General features: G+C 55.1%; 15 protein-coding genes and 1 other annotated feature. Of the genes, 8 read left to right on the top strand and 7 right to left on the bottom strand.

The features are described 5' to 3' along the window. Nucleotides 1-11: 11 nt before the first annotated feature. Nucleotides 12-644 carry a GNAT family N-acetyltransferase gene (locus tag O9H32_RS12200; protein ID WP_269866364.1) on the bottom strand — a complete coding sequence of 211 codons (633 nt, stop codon included), beginning with the start codon at nucleotides 642-644 and terminating at the stop codon, nucleotides 12-14. 159 nt (nucleotides 645-803) lie between these two features. On the opposite strand from O9H32_RS12200, the gene acsA reads away from it, so the two are divergent. Then, nucleotides 804-2,528 carry an acetate--CoA ligase gene (gene acsA / locus O9H32_RS12195; protein WP_269866363.1) on the top strand — a complete coding sequence of 575 codons (1,725 nt, stop codon included), beginning with the start codon at nucleotides 804-806 and terminating at the stop codon, nucleotides 2,526-2,528. A gap of 172 nt (nucleotides 2,529-2,700) precedes the next feature. On the opposite strand, the gene O9H32_RS12190 is transcribed toward acsA, so the two are convergent. Then, nucleotides 2,701-5,874 carry a transglycosylase domain-containing protein gene (locus O9H32_RS12190; RefSeq protein WP_269866362.1) on the bottom strand — a complete coding sequence of 1,058 codons (3,174 nt, stop codon included), beginning with the start codon at nucleotides 5,872-5,874 and terminating at the stop codon, nucleotides 2,701-2,703. 225 nt (nucleotides 5,875-6,099) lie between these two features. Then, nucleotides 6,100-6,392, top strand: a binding site (T-box leader). Nucleotides 6,393-6,445: 53 nt separating this feature from the next. Between O9H32_RS12190 and tyrS the strand changes: the two genes are divergently transcribed. Continuing rightward, on the top strand, nucleotides 6,446-7,705 hold the full coding sequence (gene tyrS / locus O9H32_RS12185) for a tyrosine--tRNA ligase (RefSeq protein ID WP_269866361.1): 1,260 nt from the start codon (nucleotides 6,446-6,448) through the stop codon (nucleotides 7,703-7,705). A 187-nt stretch (nucleotides 7,706-7,892) separates the two neighbouring features. Here tyrS and rpsD read toward each other — a convergent pair whose 3' ends face one another. Further along, nucleotides 7,893-8,492 carry a 30S ribosomal protein S4 gene (rpsD, locus tag O9H32_RS12180; RefSeq protein WP_269866360.1) on the bottom strand — a complete coding sequence of 200 codons (600 nt, stop codon included), beginning with the start codon at nucleotides 8,490-8,492 and terminating at the stop codon, nucleotides 7,893-7,895. Between the two features lie 324 nt (nucleotides 8,493-8,816). On the opposite strand from rpsD, the gene O9H32_RS12175 reads away from it, so the two are divergent. From O9H32_RS12175 to O9H32_RS12160, 4 genes are all read left to right on the top strand, one after another. Then, the gene (locus tag O9H32_RS12175; RefSeq protein WP_269866359.1) at nucleotides 8,817-9,401 is read left to right on the top strand and encodes a TVP38/TMEM64 family protein; all 585 of its coding nucleotides are present in this window, start codon (nucleotides 8,817-8,819) and stop codon (nucleotides 9,399-9,401) included. 39 nt (nucleotides 9,402-9,440) lie between these two features. Further along, a complete protein-coding gene (locus O9H32_RS12170; RefSeq protein ID WP_269866358.1) occupies nucleotides 9,441-10,559 on the top strand; it encodes an aminopeptidase in 1,119 nt (372 codons plus the stop codon). A 199-nt stretch (nucleotides 10,560-10,758) separates the two neighbouring features. Beyond that, the gene (locus tag O9H32_RS12165; protein WP_269866357.1) at nucleotides 10,759-11,007 is read left to right on the top strand and encodes an HPr family phosphocarrier protein; all 249 of its coding nucleotides are present in this window, start codon (nucleotides 10,759-10,761) and stop codon (nucleotides 11,005-11,007) included. A gap of 482 nt (nucleotides 11,008-11,489) precedes the next feature. Beyond that, the gene (locus O9H32_RS12160; protein ID WP_269866356.1) at nucleotides 11,490-11,777 is read left to right on the top strand and encodes a YlaN family protein; all 288 of its coding nucleotides are present in this window, start codon (nucleotides 11,490-11,492) and stop codon (nucleotides 11,775-11,777) included. Between the two features lie 35 nt (nucleotides 11,778-11,812). Here the strand turns inward: O9H32_RS12160 and cax are convergent, their stop codons facing one another. Both cax and O9H32_RS12150 read right to left on the bottom strand, forming a co-directional pair. Beyond that, on the bottom strand, nucleotides 11,813-12,865 hold the full coding sequence (cax, locus tag O9H32_RS12155) for a calcium/proton exchanger (RefSeq protein ID WP_269866355.1): 1,053 nt from the start codon (nucleotides 12,863-12,865) through the stop codon (nucleotides 11,813-11,815). Between the two features lie 243 nt (nucleotides 12,866-13,108). After that, complete coding sequence (locus O9H32_RS12150; protein WP_269866354.1) at nucleotides 13,109-13,834, bottom strand: MBL fold metallo-hydrolase; 726 nt, start codon at nucleotides 13,832-13,834, stop codon at nucleotides 13,109-13,111. Between the two features lie 147 nt (nucleotides 13,835-13,981). On the opposite strand from O9H32_RS12150, the gene O9H32_RS12145 reads away from it, so the two are divergent. Continuing rightward, the gene (locus O9H32_RS12145; RefSeq protein ID WP_269866403.1) at nucleotides 13,982-14,581 is read left to right on the top strand and encodes a TetR/AcrR family transcriptional regulator; all 600 of its coding nucleotides are present in this window, start codon (nucleotides 13,982-13,984) and stop codon (nucleotides 14,579-14,581) included. An 87-nt stretch (nucleotides 14,582-14,668) separates the two neighbouring features. Continuing rightward, a complete protein-coding gene (locus O9H32_RS12140; RefSeq protein ID WP_269866353.1) occupies nucleotides 14,669-15,061 on the top strand; it encodes an Asp23/Gls24 family envelope stress response protein in 393 nt (130 codons plus the stop codon). A gap of 159 nt (nucleotides 15,062-15,220) precedes the next feature. Here O9H32_RS12140 and ftsW read toward each other — a convergent pair whose 3' ends face one another. Together ftsW and O9H32_RS12130 are read right to left on the bottom strand one after the other, a co-directional pair. Next, entirely contained in the window at nucleotides 15,221-16,405 is a 1,185-nt protein-coding gene (gene ftsW, locus O9H32_RS12135) for a putative lipid II flippase FtsW (RefSeq protein WP_269866352.1), read from the bottom strand. Nucleotides 16,406-16,418: 13 nt separating this feature from the next. Continuing rightward, nucleotides 16,419-16,766, bottom strand: a complete 348-nt coding sequence (locus O9H32_RS12130; RefSeq protein WP_269866351.1) for a YugN family protein — start codon at nucleotides 16,764-16,766, stop codon at nucleotides 16,419-16,421. Nucleotides 16,767-16,930 lie beyond the last annotated feature (164 nt).

The following is a 16,930-nucleotide window of genomic DNA, read 5'->3' as shown; positions in this document are numbered from 1 at the left end:
GCGCCCCCAATTTAGTACATGAACCGCTGCCGGAATCGAACTCTGTCGAACTGCTCGACGGAGGACAGCGGGACGTTTTTGCCGATACGGACCATGAGGCAGTTGGCGGGGTGGGAGCAGATCTCCGGATCATCGGTAGCGAACCAGACCATATCGACGCTTTTCATCAGCTTCTCCATCATATCGCGATACTGCCAGACGGTGAGCCCGCTGGATTCCAGATCCCAGTGCCAATAATACTCGGTCGTAAAGGTAATGACATTCTCGAGCTGCCCGTCCTGAAAGGCGAGCCGGACCAGCTGTTTGCCCAGGCCCAGGCCTCTGTATGCATTCGCTACTTCGATAGCGCCGAGTTCGATCAGATCTAACATGCCGCCTTCGGACCAGCGTTCGAGCTCATCCGGATAGTGGAACGTGACGTAGCCGACGATGGTATCGTGATGTCTGGCCAATATAATCCGCCCTTCGGGCAGTGCGGCGATTTCCAGTAGGGCTTCGAATTGTTCCTTAGGCCTGCGGAAGGCATCCAGATCGGGATGCATCGTATACCCGCGGAGGAGCTCGGGCGCTACGGGGCCTTCAAGCACCAGCTCTGTGTTCTGATATGGGACCGAGATCTGCTGATAGGATTTGATGTGATTCATTCGGGTACAATCTTCCCCCTTCCAGAACTTGCATTCCCAGCATAACAAAAAAATAGTCGAATAAAAAGGGTTATGGTATAATAAGGGAGGTGAGGAATGAAAGCGTTTCAAATGAAATGAACAAGAATGGAATAGAAAAGGCATATGGAGGGCTGCGGCATGGACCAGACGAATGTGGAAAGCATTGCACCTGTAACGGCATCATCCAACATGAAGAACTATGAAGAAGAACGCGCGGGCTTCCGTTGGGAAGATATTGAAGCAACATTCTCCTGGTCCCAGACCGGCAAGCTGAACGCCGCCCATGAAGCGATCGACCGTCACGCCGATTCGTCTCGCAGGGACAAGGTCGCATTGTATTACAGCGACGACCGCCGCGATGAACAATATACATATCTGCAGATGAAGCAGCAGTCGAACCGCTTCGGCAACGTGCTGAAGGATCTTGGCATCGGCAAAGGCGACCGGGTATTCATCTTCATGCCGAGAACGCCGGAGCTGTATTTTGCGCTGCTCGGTGCGATTAAGATCGGAGCGGTCGTTGGTCCGCTGTTCGAAGCTTTCATGGAGACGGCCGTAAGAGACCGGCTGGAAGACAGCGAGGCGGCAGCCATCATCACGACGCCTTCCCAGCTGTCCCGCGTACCGGCAGCCGAGCTCCCGCATCTGAAGCACGTCATTCTCGTTGGGGAGAATCTGGCATTGGAAGCAGGGCAAGTGGACTTCCACCAAGAGATGGCGAAGGCTTCCGATGAGCTTGAGCTGGAGTGGGTCGACCGGGAAGACGGGCTGCTCATTCATTATACTTCAGGCTCGACGGGCAAACCCAAAGGAGTGTTCCACGCACACAATGCGATGCTGCAGCATTACTACACGGGCCGCGTTGTGCTGGATCTCCAGGAGGACGATGTGTATTGGTGCACAGCGGATCCGGGCTGGGTGACAGGAACCTCCTACGGGATCTTCGCGCCTTGGCTGAATGGGGCGACGAATGTTATCCGCGGGGGCCGGTTCTCACCACAGGATTGGTACCGTACTATCGAGCGTTACGGCGTTACCGTATGGTACAGCGCGCCGACCGCATTCCGGATGCTGATGGGGGCCGGCGACGATGCGGTGAAGCAGTTTAACTTGAGCTCGCTGCGGCATGTACTGAGTGTCGGGGAGCCTCTCAATCCGGAAGTCGTTCGTTGGGGCCTCAAAATATACGGCCAGCGCATTCACGATACATGGTGGATGACGGAGACGGGCGGACAGCTCATTTGTAACTATCCGTGCATGGCGATTCGTCCGGGCTCCATGGGCAAACCGCTGCCGGGCGTCGAAGCGGCGATTATCGACGATGCGGGCAATGTGCTGCCGCCGAACCGCATGGGCAACCTGGCGATCAAGACGCCATGGCCTTCGATGATGCGCAAGATCTGGAAGAACCCGGCGAAGTATGAAGAGTACTTCCGCATCCCGGGCTGGTACATCTCGGGCGACTCCGCCTACATGGATGAGGACGGCTATTTCTGGTTCCAAGGCCGGATCGACGATGTTATCAATACGGCGGGCGAACGCGTAGGTCCATTCGAAGTCGAGAGCAAGCTGGTCGAGCACCCGGCCGTAGCCGAAGCGGGAGTCATCGGCAAGCCGGATCCGATGCGGGGCGAGATTATTAAGGCGTTCATCGCGCTGCGCGAAGGCTATACGCCGTCTGACGAGCTGAAGACCGAGATTTCGAAGTTTGTGAAAGAAGGCCTGTCCGCCCATGCGGCACCCCGCGAGATCGAATTCAAGGATAAGCTGCCGAAGACGCGAAGCGGCAAGATTATGCGCCGTGTCCTCAAAGCATGGGAGCTGAACCTGCCTACGGGCGACTTGTCTACGATCGAGGATTAGGCCATTTATTTTTAGTTTATAAGCTAAGGTTTGAAGCTTTGATGTTTATATCGGAACTCATTTGATGCTTTAGGCCAAACGAAAGACCGCCAGCGGAGCGCACCCGCTGGCGGTCTTCTTTTGTTTATTTATGCCCCAGAATGGCGCGTCATGCGAGCATCCTTGCAGCCGATTACTTCTTAAATCTCACCGCTACCGAAGATTTCGACTCGCCCACATCATTGGTGGCCGAGACGATATAATAGCCTTCGAAGGAGACGGCATAGTACTTGAATTCGGTACCGCCTTTGACGGTGCCGATCTTGGAATACTTGCCGTTCTCCTTATCGCTGAAGTAGATGTTATACTGCTCTACTTTGTCTTTGTCGGGATTCGCTTTCCATTTGAGCTCGACGCCGCCCCCGCTGGATTTTGCGGTAATTCCAGTTGGGATGGCTGGGACGCTCTTGGGAGGAGGCGAGCTGTCTTTCTTGTCATCGGCCGTTTTGTCATCGCTCTTCTTCTCATCTCCAGGGGCGTCTTTCTTGCCGTCTTCCGTCTTCACGGGTTGGCCGTCCCCTGCGCCGAACAGCAGATCCATCGACGTACCGTCCGTGTATGCGGCCTTGCTTGGCGGCGACTCATTGCCCCCCACATCCACCGTCGTTACATAATAACCGAAGGTGCCTCCCGAGGAGGAGCTGTCAGTGAATTTGGTCTCGTCCCCAGCGAAGACCACCTTGCCGCCGACGCGTTGGAAGGAGCCTCCGTTCACGGAACGGTATAAGCGGTAACCGACCGCGTCGCCGCTGTCGCTGGCACCGAAAGTAATCACGTTCGAGTCCCCGCTGCGAGTGGCTACGACCGTCGTCGGTGCATTCGGTGCATTGCCGTCATCCTTACGCGGATCGGTCTCCGAGGGGGCGTCCTGCGAATAGTCTTTCGGCTTGTAGAAGTCCAGGCTGCGCTTGCGGTCCGCAGGCAGCTTGCCGATAATATTCCTCAGCTCGCGGAACAACTTGCCGAGCGGCTCCGGCCGCTTGATCACGGACTTTTCTTCCACAAAGTCGGAAGGGGTTTCTTCCCGTGCGATATAGTTGATCCCATTGTAGGTGATGACGGGCAGCCGGACCATCACGTTATCTTCTTCCGTTGGAACATACTTCTTGTTGAAAAGATCGGTCGTCAGTTTGCCGGCCCGGCTCGTCGCGTTGCTCGGCAGCTTGCCCGAGAGCGAAGAGACCGTCATCTCGACAATATCCGCCGGACGTTCGAAGGTCTTGGTCGGGAACAGGTCGGGATGCTTCTCGATTGTCGTGTCCATGACCAACGCCCATATATTCTTGGCACGGTTGGTGCCGCCGGTCTTCTTGCTGAGCTTATGGATCGGCAGATCGTAGCCCGCCCATACCCCGAGTGTAATATCCGGTGTGTAGCCCATGAACCAGGCATCCGCATCATCCTGGGTGGATCCTGTCTTACCGACGATCGGCACTTGGCCGTAATGCTTGAAGGTCTTCATGAGATCGGTAGCCGTCCCTGATGTGATGACCGTGCGCATCATATCCGTGATGAGATAAGCCGTCTGCTCGGAGAATGCGGGATTCGATTGAAGCTGGTGCTCGAACACCACTTTGCCGTTCGAGTCCGTGATCTTGCGGATCAAATAAGCTTCGTTGAACACGCCCTTGTTGCCCATTGTGGCATAAGCGTTCGTGAGCTCCCTGACGGTTACCCCATACCGGAGTCCGCCGATGACGCCCGTCTGGGCGACATAATCTTCCTCGTTGATGGAAGTTACTCCGATCTGGTTGGCGAACTTCCAGGCCTTCTCGATGCCCACGTCATTAAGGAAGAGCTTGATCGCCGGAATATTGTAGGATTGGTTGAACGCCCGGCGGGCAGTGATCAATCCGTGGTACCCGTCGTCCCAGTTCTCGGGGATATGGTAGCCCTTGCCGCCGTCCTTCAGAATGATAGGCACATCGTCGATAACGGATGCGGGCTGAATCTTGCCTTCTTCCATGGCGGGTATGTAGGCTGCGATCGGCTTCATCGTGGAACCCGGCTGACGATATGCCTGCGTCGCATGGTTGAGCTGTTCCTTCCAGAAGTCGCGTCCTTCGATCATGCCGAGTACGGCGCTCGTCTTGCTGTCCATGAGAACCGCGCCGATCTGCTCGATGCCCTTGACTTTGTCTTCCGGCGTGAAGTTCTTCTCGTCGGCGGCAATCGTCTGCATCGAGTTGTAGATGTCCCTATCGATGGTCGTGAACACATGGTAGCCGCCCCGGCTGAGCTTCGTCTGCATGCTCTTCAGCGCTTCGGCGTATTCTTCCGGATTGTCCTTGGCATTCAGCTTTGGATTCTCTGCCTTGAGCAGCGCTTTGGCCGCTTCGCGTTCGACCTCAATCATCAGATAAGGGAATTCGGTATAAGCTCTCTTCACTTTCTCGGCGAGGGTGCTCTTCAGGTCGAACTGGAGCGCTTCCTGGTACTGCGCTTCCGTGATCTTGCCTTCCTCGAGCATCCGGCGCAGCACGAGCTGCTGGCGCTGTACCGCCCGCTTGAAGGCTGCCCCGTCCACCTCACCCTTGGAGGTGAAAGCGGAATAGTTGCTCGGCTGCTGCGGCAGACCGGCGAGGTAGGCGGCTTGGGCCAAGTTCAGCTTCGACAAGTCGTCGATGTTGAAGATGCCTTTGGCCGCCGCCTTGATGCCGTATACGTTGTAGCCGGACGAACCGTTGCCGTACGGAATCTTGTTCAAGTAGGCGAGAAGGATCTCATCTTTCGACATCAACCGCTCCATCCGCATGGCGAGCAGAATTTCTTTCGCTTTGCGGCTGTCATCCCGGCTGAGGGTCAGGAACACCCGGCGGGCGAGCTGCTGGGTAATGGTGCTTCCGCCCGTCTGCACGTCTTCTTTGAGCAGCTTCTGAACGACGGCACGGGCCGTACCTTTGAGGTCTACGCCGTTATGCTCGTAGAAGTTCTTGTCCTCGATCGCAAAAACAGCGTCGAGTACGTGCTGGGGGATCGCACTCAGCGCCACCATCCGCCGGTCTTCCTCGGTTCGCAGCTGTCCGACGACTGAATCGTCGCGGAAGTAGACGAAACCTGTCAGCGCATCATCCTGCATTTCTTTGAGCATCTCATCTTTGCTTCGCACCGGATCGTCCTTGACGAGCGAGGTGACATAGCCGAAAGCGGCGCCGCCTCCGAGGAAGCAGGCCACAAGGCCGAGGATGAACAGCCACTTGATGCCGCTTAGCGTGACTTTGCCTGCAGTAAGGAAGGTACGTTTATAACTTCGGGGTTTCTTGGGCTCTTTGGTATTCTTCTCTGATTTCTCTTGATCCATTTCCATGAAACGGGTTCCTCCTGCCTGGCCTCAAACATGCCTTATCAATTATATCACAAAGCGTCAAGCTTCGGCATCGGTTTCGGGCCTTCTTCCGGTGATGGTTCCATGACGAAAGTCTCATAAGAAAGGGGGATACCGGCTGGAAAGTGTTCTACTCTTGCGGAAAAGCGGGCCGGTTTGACAATCCTTTTGGGCTTGTGGTATAACTGGTTTTAATAATTTCATATTCCAAATGCAGTGAAGGATTCAGTAGGATAGGGAACCAAGCTTTCAGAGAACCGGCGGGTGGTGCGAGCCGGTACTTGACCTTAGCCGAATTACCGTCCGGAGCAGCGGAAGGGAAGAGGGAGTGCGTGCCGCAGGCGGCCGGATCCCTTGCGTAGCTTCCGATCGGGCCGAAGGCCCGTTATCCATATGAAGTGAAAGTCCGCCGAACCGGTTGGCCGTGGGAATGCCTGCGCCGCCAGGGGAGAGGGCTTTAATTAGGGTGGTACCGCGAGCTGAGCCTTCTCGTCCCTTTGTGGATGAGAAGGCTTTTTTGTTTTTTTATCAAAACTTGGAGGTTGGCGTAACAATGGATATTTTAAGTGATTTGGAGTTCCGCGGATTGATCAATCAGGTAACAGACCGGGAGGGTCTGGCGAAGAAGCTGTCCGAGGAGCCTGTCGTGCTCTACGCGGGCTTCGACCCGACAGCGGACTCTCTGCATATCGGACACCTGCTGCCGCTGCTGGTGCTGCGCCGCTTCCAGCAGGCGGGCCATGTACCGGTCGCGCTGGTAGGCGGGGGCACGGGCCTGATCGGGGACCCGAGCGGCAAGGCCGCGGAACGCACGCTGAATCCGCAGGAGATTGTGGAAGAGTGGACGCGGAAGCTGAGAGGCCAGCTGTCGCAGTTCCTGGACTTCGAGGCAGAGAAGAACCCGGCGCAGACCGCGAACAACTACGACTGGCTGTCCGAGCTGAACGTGATCGGTTTCCTACGCGATGTCGGCAAGAACTTCACGGTGAATTACATGCTCGCGAAGGACTCCGTAGACTCGCGTCTCGAGAAGGGGATTTCGTTCACCGAATTCAGCTACATGATTATGCAGGCATACGACTTCCAGCAGCTGAACGAGAAGCGGGGTTGTTCCCTGCAGATCGGCGGCAGCGACCAGTGGGGCAACATTACCGCAGGGCTGGAGCTCATCGGCAAAACGAACGGCAGCGAGGCCTTCGGACTGACGGTGCCGCTGGTGACGAAGAGCGACGGCTCGAAATTCGGCAAAACCGAAGGCGGCGCGGTGTGGCTGGATCCGGAGAAGACCTCGCCTTACCAGTTCTACCAGTTCTGGATCAATACGGAGGATAACGATGTGGTGAAGTTCCTGAAGTACTTCACCTTCCTGACGCCGGGCGAGATCGGGGAACTGGAGCGCGGGGTGAAGGAAGCGCCGGAGAAGCGGGAAGCACAGCGGGTACTCGCCAAAGAGATGACCTCGCTCGTGCACGGACCGGCTGCTGCCGAGAGCGCTATCCGTATCTCGACGGTTCTCTTCAGCGGCGACGTGGGTGCGCTGTCTGGCAGCGAAATCGAGCAGGCGTTCAGCGATGTGCCTTCCACAGAGCTTGAGGCTGCCGCGGAGATCGCGCTGCTGGATCTGCTGGTGCAGGTGAAGGCTGCTCCTTCGAAGCGCCAGGCGCGCCAGGATGTGGAGAGCGGAGCGGTGTCGATCAACGGCGTTAAGACCACCGAGCTGGAGCGAATCGTACGTGCTGCCGACGGACTGGAAGGCCGGTATCTCGTCATCCGCCGAGGCAAGCGCAACTACTACCTCGTGAAGTTCCGGTAAGTCGAGAATACCTATAGGCTGCTTCACTGTTTCATATGATAGTTATAATACAGCCCGCATCCGTCGCAGCACACGATGGATGCGGGCTTTCTTCGCGTGTCCGTCTAGCAGGGAACGCTCGGACTGCTGGGCGCACAAAAAAACAAGCTGCCTGCAGAAGCGGGCAGCTTGTTTCGGTAAGCCGAGATTAACGGCTGTAGAACTCGACGATTTGCTTTTCGTCGATCTCTTGTGCGAGTTCGGAGCGCTCAGGAAGGCGAACATAACGGCCTTCTACTGCAGCTTCGTTGAACTCGAGGTAAGCCGGCAGGTAGTTGCGGTTCGCAAGAGCTTCTTTCACTGCGGACAGGCCGCGGCTCTTCTCGCGAAGACCAATCACGTCGCCAGTGGATACCAGGTAGGACGCGATGTCGACTTTCTTGCCGTTAACGGTAACGTGACCGTGGGAAACCAGCTGACGTGCGCCTGCACGGGAGTTGGAGAGACCCAGACGGTATACGAGGTTGTCCAGACGGCTCTCGAGGAGGAACATGAAGTTCTCACCGGAGATCCCTTGCATTTTCGCAGCCTTGTCGAACAGGTTGCGGAACTGCTTTTCGTTCAAACCGTACATATGACGAAGCTTTTGCTTCTCTTGGAGTTGAACGCCATAGCCGGACATTTTCTTGCGTTGTCCCGGGCCGTGCTGACCTGGAGGGAACGGACGCTTGAGTTCTTTGCCTGTACCGCTCAGGGAAATACCGAGGCGGCGGGAGAGTTTGAATTTAGGACCTGTATAACGTGACATCGTATGGTGGGCTCCTTTATAAGTAAGGTTAGGATTCGGGTGAAGCTTGTGCCCGATTTTGCGCATCTGACGGGAAAACCAGCCGCGGTCCCGACAGCAACAAAACCTATAGAGGGTGACACCGACTTCCACCATAAGCACGTCCGCAGCCAGTGCGGATCTGAGCTCATTCTCGACTTCTTATTCTATAAGATAGAGCAGGGCGTGTCAAGTAAAGGAAGCAAACAAAAGGCGGCGGGCCCAGGGAGCGGCGCATCTGTTCCCGGAGTCGTGAACCTCGTCCGTTTTTGGTACAATAAGGAATGGGAGAGGAGGGATGCGGGCATGGGCGAATGGGATATACAGCATCTGTCAGATACGCTGAACTCCCTTGGGTTGTTAGGTCAAGCGTGCGGGGCTCTGCTGATACTGCTGCAAACCCTCGTTCCGTTCGTACCGTTTGTGGTGGTGGCCGGAGCGAACGTGCTTTTGTTCGGTTTTTGGCTCGGATTTCTGGTTAACTATGTCTTCGCCTGTCTGGGCGCGGTCATTGCGTTCCTCGGCACCCGCAGGTTCGGAAGGCAGTGGGCGCAGTCACGCCTCTCCAAGTACAAGGCTGCCGGCCGGTTCAACGAGAAGCTGGAGAAGCATGGACTATTGTATATCGCGATTTCCCGTGTGACCCCCGTGCTGCCGTCCTTCGGGATCAATATGGCCGCTGCCGTCATGAACGTGCGGGCGAGGGATTTTATTCTGGGCACGCTGATCGGCAAGCTACCGATGATTCTGCTCGAATCCATGATCGGGCATGATCTCCTGCATTTTACACAGTATAAGGGCAGACTCCTCATCCTTCTCGGCGTCTTCGCCTTGCTGCTGGCTATCGGCAATCATTTGAAGAAGAAGTGGGCAAAAGACGGCGGGGAATAACGTGGGCAGACACTACTTGGTTAAAGGAGAAGATGAACAATGCGCGATCCGCGACTCGAGCAGCTGGCACGAAATTTGGTGGGATATTCCCTGGATGTACAGCGGGGGGAGAAGGTGCTCATCGACATGATCGGCTCCGAGCGGGAGCTGGTCAAATGTCTGGTGGAGGAAGTGTATGCCCGGGGAGGCGTACCGTACGTGGAGCTCATCGATCCCTCGGTGCGCGCCGCCATCCTGAGGGGGGCATCTCAGGAGCAGGTGGAACATTGGACGCAGATGGATCTGCTGCGTATGAAGGACATGAACTGCTATATCGGGGTCCGGGCCGGGGAGAATGTAAGTGAAATGTCCGACGTGCCTGAGGATAAGATGAAGCTCTACTCCCAAATCTACAGCAAGCAGGTGCATCTGGAGCAGCGTGTCAAACGGACCCGGTGGGTCGTGCTGCGCTATCCGAACGCTTCGATGGCACAGCTTGCGGGGATGAGTACGTCGAAATTCGAGGACTTCTACTTCGACGTATGCAACCTGGATTACGCCAAGATGTCCGTGGCCATGGATCCGCTTCAGGAGCTCATGAACCGGACGGACCGCGTGCGGATCGTGGGGCCGGGGGCGACCGACATCTCGTTCTCCATCAAGGGGATCGGCTCCGTCAAATGCTGCGGAAAGCGCAATATTCCCGATGGGGAGGTGTATTCCGCCCCGGTCCGCGACTCGGTCAACGGCACGATTGCTTACAATACGCCGTCCGTTAGCGGAGGCGTAACGTTCGAGAATGTCACCTTCCGCTTCGAGAACGGACGCATCGTGGAAGCGTCGGCCAACGATACCCGGAGGCTGAACCAGATCCTCGATACCGATGAGGGTGCCAGATATATCGGGGAGTTCTCGCTCGGCTTCAACCCGCATATTCTTCATCCGATGAAGGATACGCTGTTCGACGAGAAGATCGACGGCAGCCTGCATTTTACACCCGGCCAGGCTTACGAGCAGGCAGATAACGGCAACCGTTCCTCGGTACACTGGGACCTGGTCCTGATTCAGCGCCCGGATTTCGGCGGGGGGGAAGTCTACTTCGACGACGTGCTGATCCGCAAGGACGGTAGATTCGTCATCCCGGAACTTGAGGGGCTGAATCCCGAGCATCTCAAATAGCGGGCCGGATGCCCCTGCGGCATGAATTTTACCCTTGCATGTTAACCTTTTCCAAGGTATCATAGGGAAGAAAGCGATTTTATTGGGATGCACTAACGCCCGAATTCCGTAAGGAGAGAGGCGCGCAGCCCGCTATGAATCTAGCATCGTCCTTAGGGGACGCAGCCGATTATTTCAACCGACGCCTGGAGGGATTTGTATGCCAAACGCCAACAATGCAGCGATTGTGGAAATCTCACAAACCGCCAATAAATTCAGATCGTCTATCGTTCTTCAGTACGATAACAAGTATATCGACGTGAAGAGCATCCTCGGTTTGTTCACGACCCTCCTGACTACGAGCAATTACGATCTGCATGTTCATGGCCCGGATGCCGAAGAAGCCAAGGAAGCCATGGCCGAAGTATTCAAGAAGCACAGTCTGACGATCAACAGCATCCAAGACTAGTGACTGCGAGTACTTGCAGCGTACATAGAGAAGACACCTCCGCTTAAGCGGAAGTGTCTTCTTTGACGTTACTGCTAGGGTTAACTCGCAGCGCTCCTTCTTGTCATCTCTGCTGTCTCATCAACGTGTCCGTCCTTCAGAAGGACGCCGAAGTCGTTCAGCCTGCCTTCACAGCTCCTGAAAGCCACAACCCTGCAGGGCGCGAGAATAGGCTGGGTATAAGGCTAGGTAAGGTAAGGCAATGTAAGGTAGGGACGGGGGCAAGAACCGCCTCTCCCTGGCCCGCTTCCAATAGAGTAGGCGCAAGGAAAGAAGCCTGGCGTAATCTTTGCAAGACGACTTGTGTAATCGCAGGGTTTCGACTAGAATTAGAGATATGGAGCGTGAATGCAGGCATCCACGGATTTCGGGAGAACCGGAGGGCGGAACGATCCGGAACGCTGCCGGGTTTCGCTTCAGGGAGTATACAGGGGGGAAGCATCATGTCGTCAGATGTGCTGCTCAGCTTGTCGCAGAAAGCGCTGCAGCTGCTTCAGGAAGATGCGGACAAGATCGAGAAGCTGATCGAAGTGCAGATGGAAAACTTAACAACGCGCAAATGTCCTCTGTATGAAGAGGTGTTGGATACGCAGATTTACGGCCTGTCGAGGGAGATCGATTTTGCCATCCGCGCGGAGCTCGTCCAGGAAGCCGCCGGCAAACAGATTCTCGTGAAGCTGGAGCGTAATTTGGCAGAGCTGTATGAAGCCATGAGCCAAAATAAAGAGTAACCCATGCGGGTTACTCTTTTTTGTTGGCGCTCCTGTTAGACGAGATAGAAGGCAATCCCGATAATAAGATACACGACGAGGAGCAGCACACCTTCAAACCAGTTGGTGTTCCCGTCACGGGAAATCGAAGAGGCAATAAAAGCTGCTACCCCTATCGCCACAAGCTCATAGGTGCTGAACACGAGGTCCATCGGATTGCCAAAGAACAGGGACAAGAGTACGAGCAGCGGTGCCACGAACAAAGCGATCTGCAGCGAACTGCCGATGGCGATCTCGATGGCAGCGCCCATTTTGTTTTTGCGGGCCATGATGACTGCTGCACTGTGTTCAGCCGCATTCCCAACAATGGCGATCAGGAAGGCGCCGACGAACAATTCGGAGAGGCCGAACTGGTGGCTGAACTGCTCGAGCGTGCTCACGAGCCATTCGCTCTCGAAGGCGACCATGACCGTGGCCAGCATGAGGAATGCCACCGACAAGCCTTTCGACCAAGCCGGTTCCCCGTGTTCGACAACTTCGTCTGAGAGTTCGTTCTTGTGGGTAACCATCGAGAAGTAGAGCCAGAGCAGGTACGCCACAATCAAAATGCCCGAGACGACGACGCTCAGCTCCTGGTTCTCGTACGTCGTCAGACTCTTCGTGAAAGCCGCCGGGACGAACAGCGCAATGACGGCAAGCAGCATCAGGGAAGCATTGTGTCCGGCGAGCTTGATGTTGAAGGATTGCTCCTTGAACTTCAGGCCGCCAAGGAAGACGCTGAGTCCGAGCACAAGCAGCATGTTCCCGATGATCGAGCCGGTGATGCTGGCTTTGACCACCTCGAAGGCGCCGTTCTTGACCAGGAATATGGCAATGATCAGTTCTGCCGCATTCCCGAATGTCGCATTGAGGAAGCCGCCGAGCCGCTCTCCGGCATAGTGGGCCACGCTCTCCGTCGCTTTGCCGAGAAAGCCGGCGACGAAGATGACGGCGATCGCCGAGATGAAGAACTGAACCGTAGGACTGAAGGTAGGTTCGCCTATGTAATGGGCCGCCGCACTGAGGAGGAAGCTCAAAACCAGACCTATCGTAAATCCGTAGCGTTTCATATTTTCCCCCCTATCTTATGTAAGTAAAGATTTTCCCGCAAGAGAAGCACGCAGGCCTATAATAATATACCCAGATTTGGCCAGGTTGTAAATTAAGGAAGGAAGTTTTATACGGGAATTCGTTAGAAGGGCATAAAGAAGGGACTGCCGCATTGGCAGCCCCTTCTCCACAGGCATGGGCGCATATCCAATGGATCCGAGGGAATACAGGTTTACCGGAACCGCACTGTGCAGCGTTGGCCTTCATTGCCCGGGCAGCCTTAGAAGAGACCGGGCGTGGCTTTTGACCTCGGGCGCTTTCAAGGGTCCGCCATGACCCATATGGAATGTTTCGATTCCCGAATCAAGCATGCGGTTCAATTCACGGGCAACGGAGTGCGGATCGTCTTCGAAGGGGGGACGTATGGCGTGCTTGGTTCTTACGATGCCGCCGAGCAAAATGCCGGAGGCGAGCAGGTCACCGACCAAAGCCTCGTTCGAAGCAAGCTCTAAAGAGAGGGAGCCGGCGGTGTGCCCAGGTGTGTGTCTCACCGTTCCCGGTATACCATATCGGCCCAAATCAATATCCCCATGCTTCGTAAGCAGAATGTCCGGTTCGAACGCGATATACGGCTCGAACATTAAGGGGGTTCTGATAAATAAACGGCCGAACCAGCCGGTGGGGCAAAACGTCATGGGAGTCTCCCGTCCGAAATGCTTGGAGTCCCCTTCGTGAGCCAAAATCGGAGCTCCCGATCGCTCGCGAAGAATGGCTGCACTCCCTGCATGATCGACATGTGCATGGGTCACGACAATGAGTTTGATATCTTTGAAGGTGAGTCTTTCCTTGGCTAAGGCTCTTTCAATTTTATGTTCGGACCCCGGCAATCCCGCATCCACAAGAATGCATCCGTCAGGACCTACAAGCAAGTGGGCGTTTACCATGTGCATGGGGAGGATGGGGATGCGGATCATTTTTACTGTACGCATGATATTTTCTCCTCTCTGGCGGGAAAACTGAAGAAACCGAACCGAACCGTTCGGTTCGGTTTTTATGTTACTCTACTATGTCATTGGGCGCAAGAGAAATGTTACAATATATCTCATAGGCGAATGGAAAACGTGGAGGATGCGAGCATGCGCAAAGAAGATAAGACACGTCAACATATCATTAGTAAATCCGCGGAATTATTTAATCAAAAGGGGTATGCCGGGTCTTCGATCCAGGACATCATGGACACTACAGGCTTAACAAAGGGAGGGATTTATCGAAGATTCGCGGGCAAAGACGAGATCGCCTTGGAAGCATTCGACTATGCGGGACAAGTTCTGATGGCACAAGTGTCGGCAGCCCTAACGCATGCGGATTCCGCCATAGATAAAATAATAGCTGTATGCCATGTCCATATTGACCCGGTTAACCATCCTCCGATCAAAGGTGGCTGCCCTTTGCTGAATACGGCTGTGGAATGCGATGATACGTTCCCTGATCTGCGGGAGAAAGCGTTGGCGGCGTATGAGGAGATGCTGTCCCTGATCCAAGGGATTTTAAAGCAAGGTGTGTCTGATGGAGAGCTCCGGGCCGGTCTGGATATCGAATCGATGTCGTCCTTTATTGTTTCTTCCCTGGAAGGCAGTGTGATGGCAAGCCGATTGAGCCGGGACAGTATCCATGTTCATTTTGTTACGCAGCAGCTTCGCTATCTACTGAATACCTATACCCAAAGGGAAGCGTAGAAGGGCGCTGCGGGAAGCGCAGGTACATTTGCTTTCGGAGACTCTTCTTATTACAATAGAGCTATAATCCTTGAAGGAGTGATCCTCTTGAGCGAAGAATTACAAACTGGTCTGATCCGTATTTCGGATGATGTCGTTGCGACCATTGCAGGCCTGGCTGCACTGGAGACGCCGGGGATAGCTGCCATGTCGGGAGGCATATCGGAAGGCCTGGCGAAGCGGCTGAGCGGCAAGAATGCACAGCGCGGTGTGTCGGTGGAGGTCGGTCAAGTCGAAGCGGCCATCGATCTGCGGGTGATCGTCTCGTACGGCAGCAAGATTCAAGAGGTATGCCGAGACCTTCAGGAGAACGTTCGGGAAGCGGTGGAGAACATGACGGGGTTGTCCGTCGTGGAAGTGAACGTGAAGGTAGAGGGTGTCGCCTTCCGTGACGAGGAGACGCCTGTACAGGTGGAGGACCCGCTTCACCGGGTGAAATAGCATACACAAGATAAACGGCTTCGCCGTCCTTTCAGGACCTTGCGCGTTTATGAGATATATAAGATGACAGAATCGAGCCCTGGCGAGATATAAATTCTTATATATTAAAAAAGAGAGCCGGACAGGCTCTCTTTTTTATTGGGGTGTAATGCCTTGGGATCAGCTGCCGCGGGTAAAGTACCCTGCAGCGCTCCGCTGTGTCACGCCCGTGGACTTGCGCACTTCCTGATCCGGTTTGTTATATTCTCTGGAGATGCTGAGGAGAATCCCGATACCGATCAGCGTAGTCAGCATTGAGGTGCCTCCATAGCTGATCAGAGGCAGGGTCACCCCTGTCATCGGAATGGTGTTCGTAACGCCGCCGAGATTGATGAACGCCTGGATGCCCATCAAGCTTACGATGCCGACGCCTACCAAGGTTCCGAACGGATCCTGGCAGCGGAGGGCAACGACCAGGCCGCGCAGCAGGAAGGTGAGATAGACGAGCAGGAATAAGGTGGCGCCGATAAAGCCGAGCTCCTCGCCGATAATCGGGAAGATAAAGTCGTTATGCGCTTCGGGCAGATAGTGCAGCTTCTGGATGCTCTGTCCGAAGCCGGCGCCTGTCCATCCTCCGTGCCCGAAGGCATACAGGGACTGAACAAGCTGGAGTCCCGCATTCTGCGCATCGGAGAATGGGTCGAGGTATGCGGTAATTCGTGCGACCCGGTAATTGCCCGAATCCGATGTCAGGAAATAAAACCCGCCGACCATGGCGGCGAATCCCAGGCCGGCACCGCCAAGGTACAGAATGTGCTTGGTGTTCGCCCCGCCGACAATAATCATCAGGGCAGAGACCAGAAGCAAAATGACGGTCGAACCGAAATCGGGCTGCATCATAATCAGCATACAGACGAAGCCCACGACGAGCAGGGGCGGAGTCAGCCCCCTCTTAAATTCCTGAAATTTCTCGCCCTTCTTGGTAATGATGGAAGCCAGATAGATAATAACGGCAAGCTTGGCGAATTCCGTCGGCTGCAGAGAGAGCCCCGCAACCCGCAGCCAGCTCTTCGCGCCCTTCTCCTCGCCTGCCCCAATCAGGGCTACCAGCAAGAGCAGAACGACTACCACGACAAAGAAGGGCAGAAGCCACTTCTTGAACTTGCGGTAGTCTATATTCATGCAAAAAAACATAGCGATCGTGCCAAGACCCACGGACATCGCTTGCCGGATCACCAAATACCACGGGTTGTTATTACGGAAGGCCATTCCCGCACTGAATACAAACGCCAGACCGAAGCAGACCAAGGAGAACGTCAAGAACAGCAGGAAAAAATCGGGCGTTCCTCGTCGCTGTGGGGTCATAAGCGGTCCCCTGTTACGAAGTCAGCTTCGTTTTCAGCTGGGCCAGCTTGCTCGTCGCGTCTTTCATGATATAGTCCGGAATCTTCGCCTGATAGTTCACGCCGTGAGGGAACGAGCCTTGTCCGATATACACATCTTCGATATACAGAATCGCATGCGGGGATTCCAGCTTGCCGGTTTCCACACGCGTGTTGATGCGGAGGAAGAAGTCGTTCTGGGAGTCTCTATCTTTGAGCTGAAGATCGTACGTGGCGCGGTAATACTCCCACTGCCAACGTACAAAGCCGAGCTGCTCCATCGAATCGTCGAGATGGGCGAGGTCGCTCTTCAGTCCTTTTAATCCGCTGTTTTCAATGATCACAGTAAACCCTCCTAATATATGTATGCACAGCATTCCATGGCTTCCCAAAACCCTTTATTCATGATAGTATGTTTCCCTTCGCAGTGCAAGCCTAATGCAGACGGGCCCAATCCGCCCATTGGCAAAGTTTGAAATTCTTGTGACCGGAAGATGAAACCCGTTCG

This window comes from Paenibacillus caseinilyticus, from assembly GCF_027533645.1.
GTDB classification, from domain to species: domain Bacteria; phylum Bacillota; class Bacilli; order Paenibacillales; family NBRC-103111; genus Paenibacillus_G; species Paenibacillus_G caseinilyticus.
The sequence above is the reverse complement of the archived record's forward strand: the minus strand, read 5'-3'. Positions and strand labels throughout refer to the sequence as shown.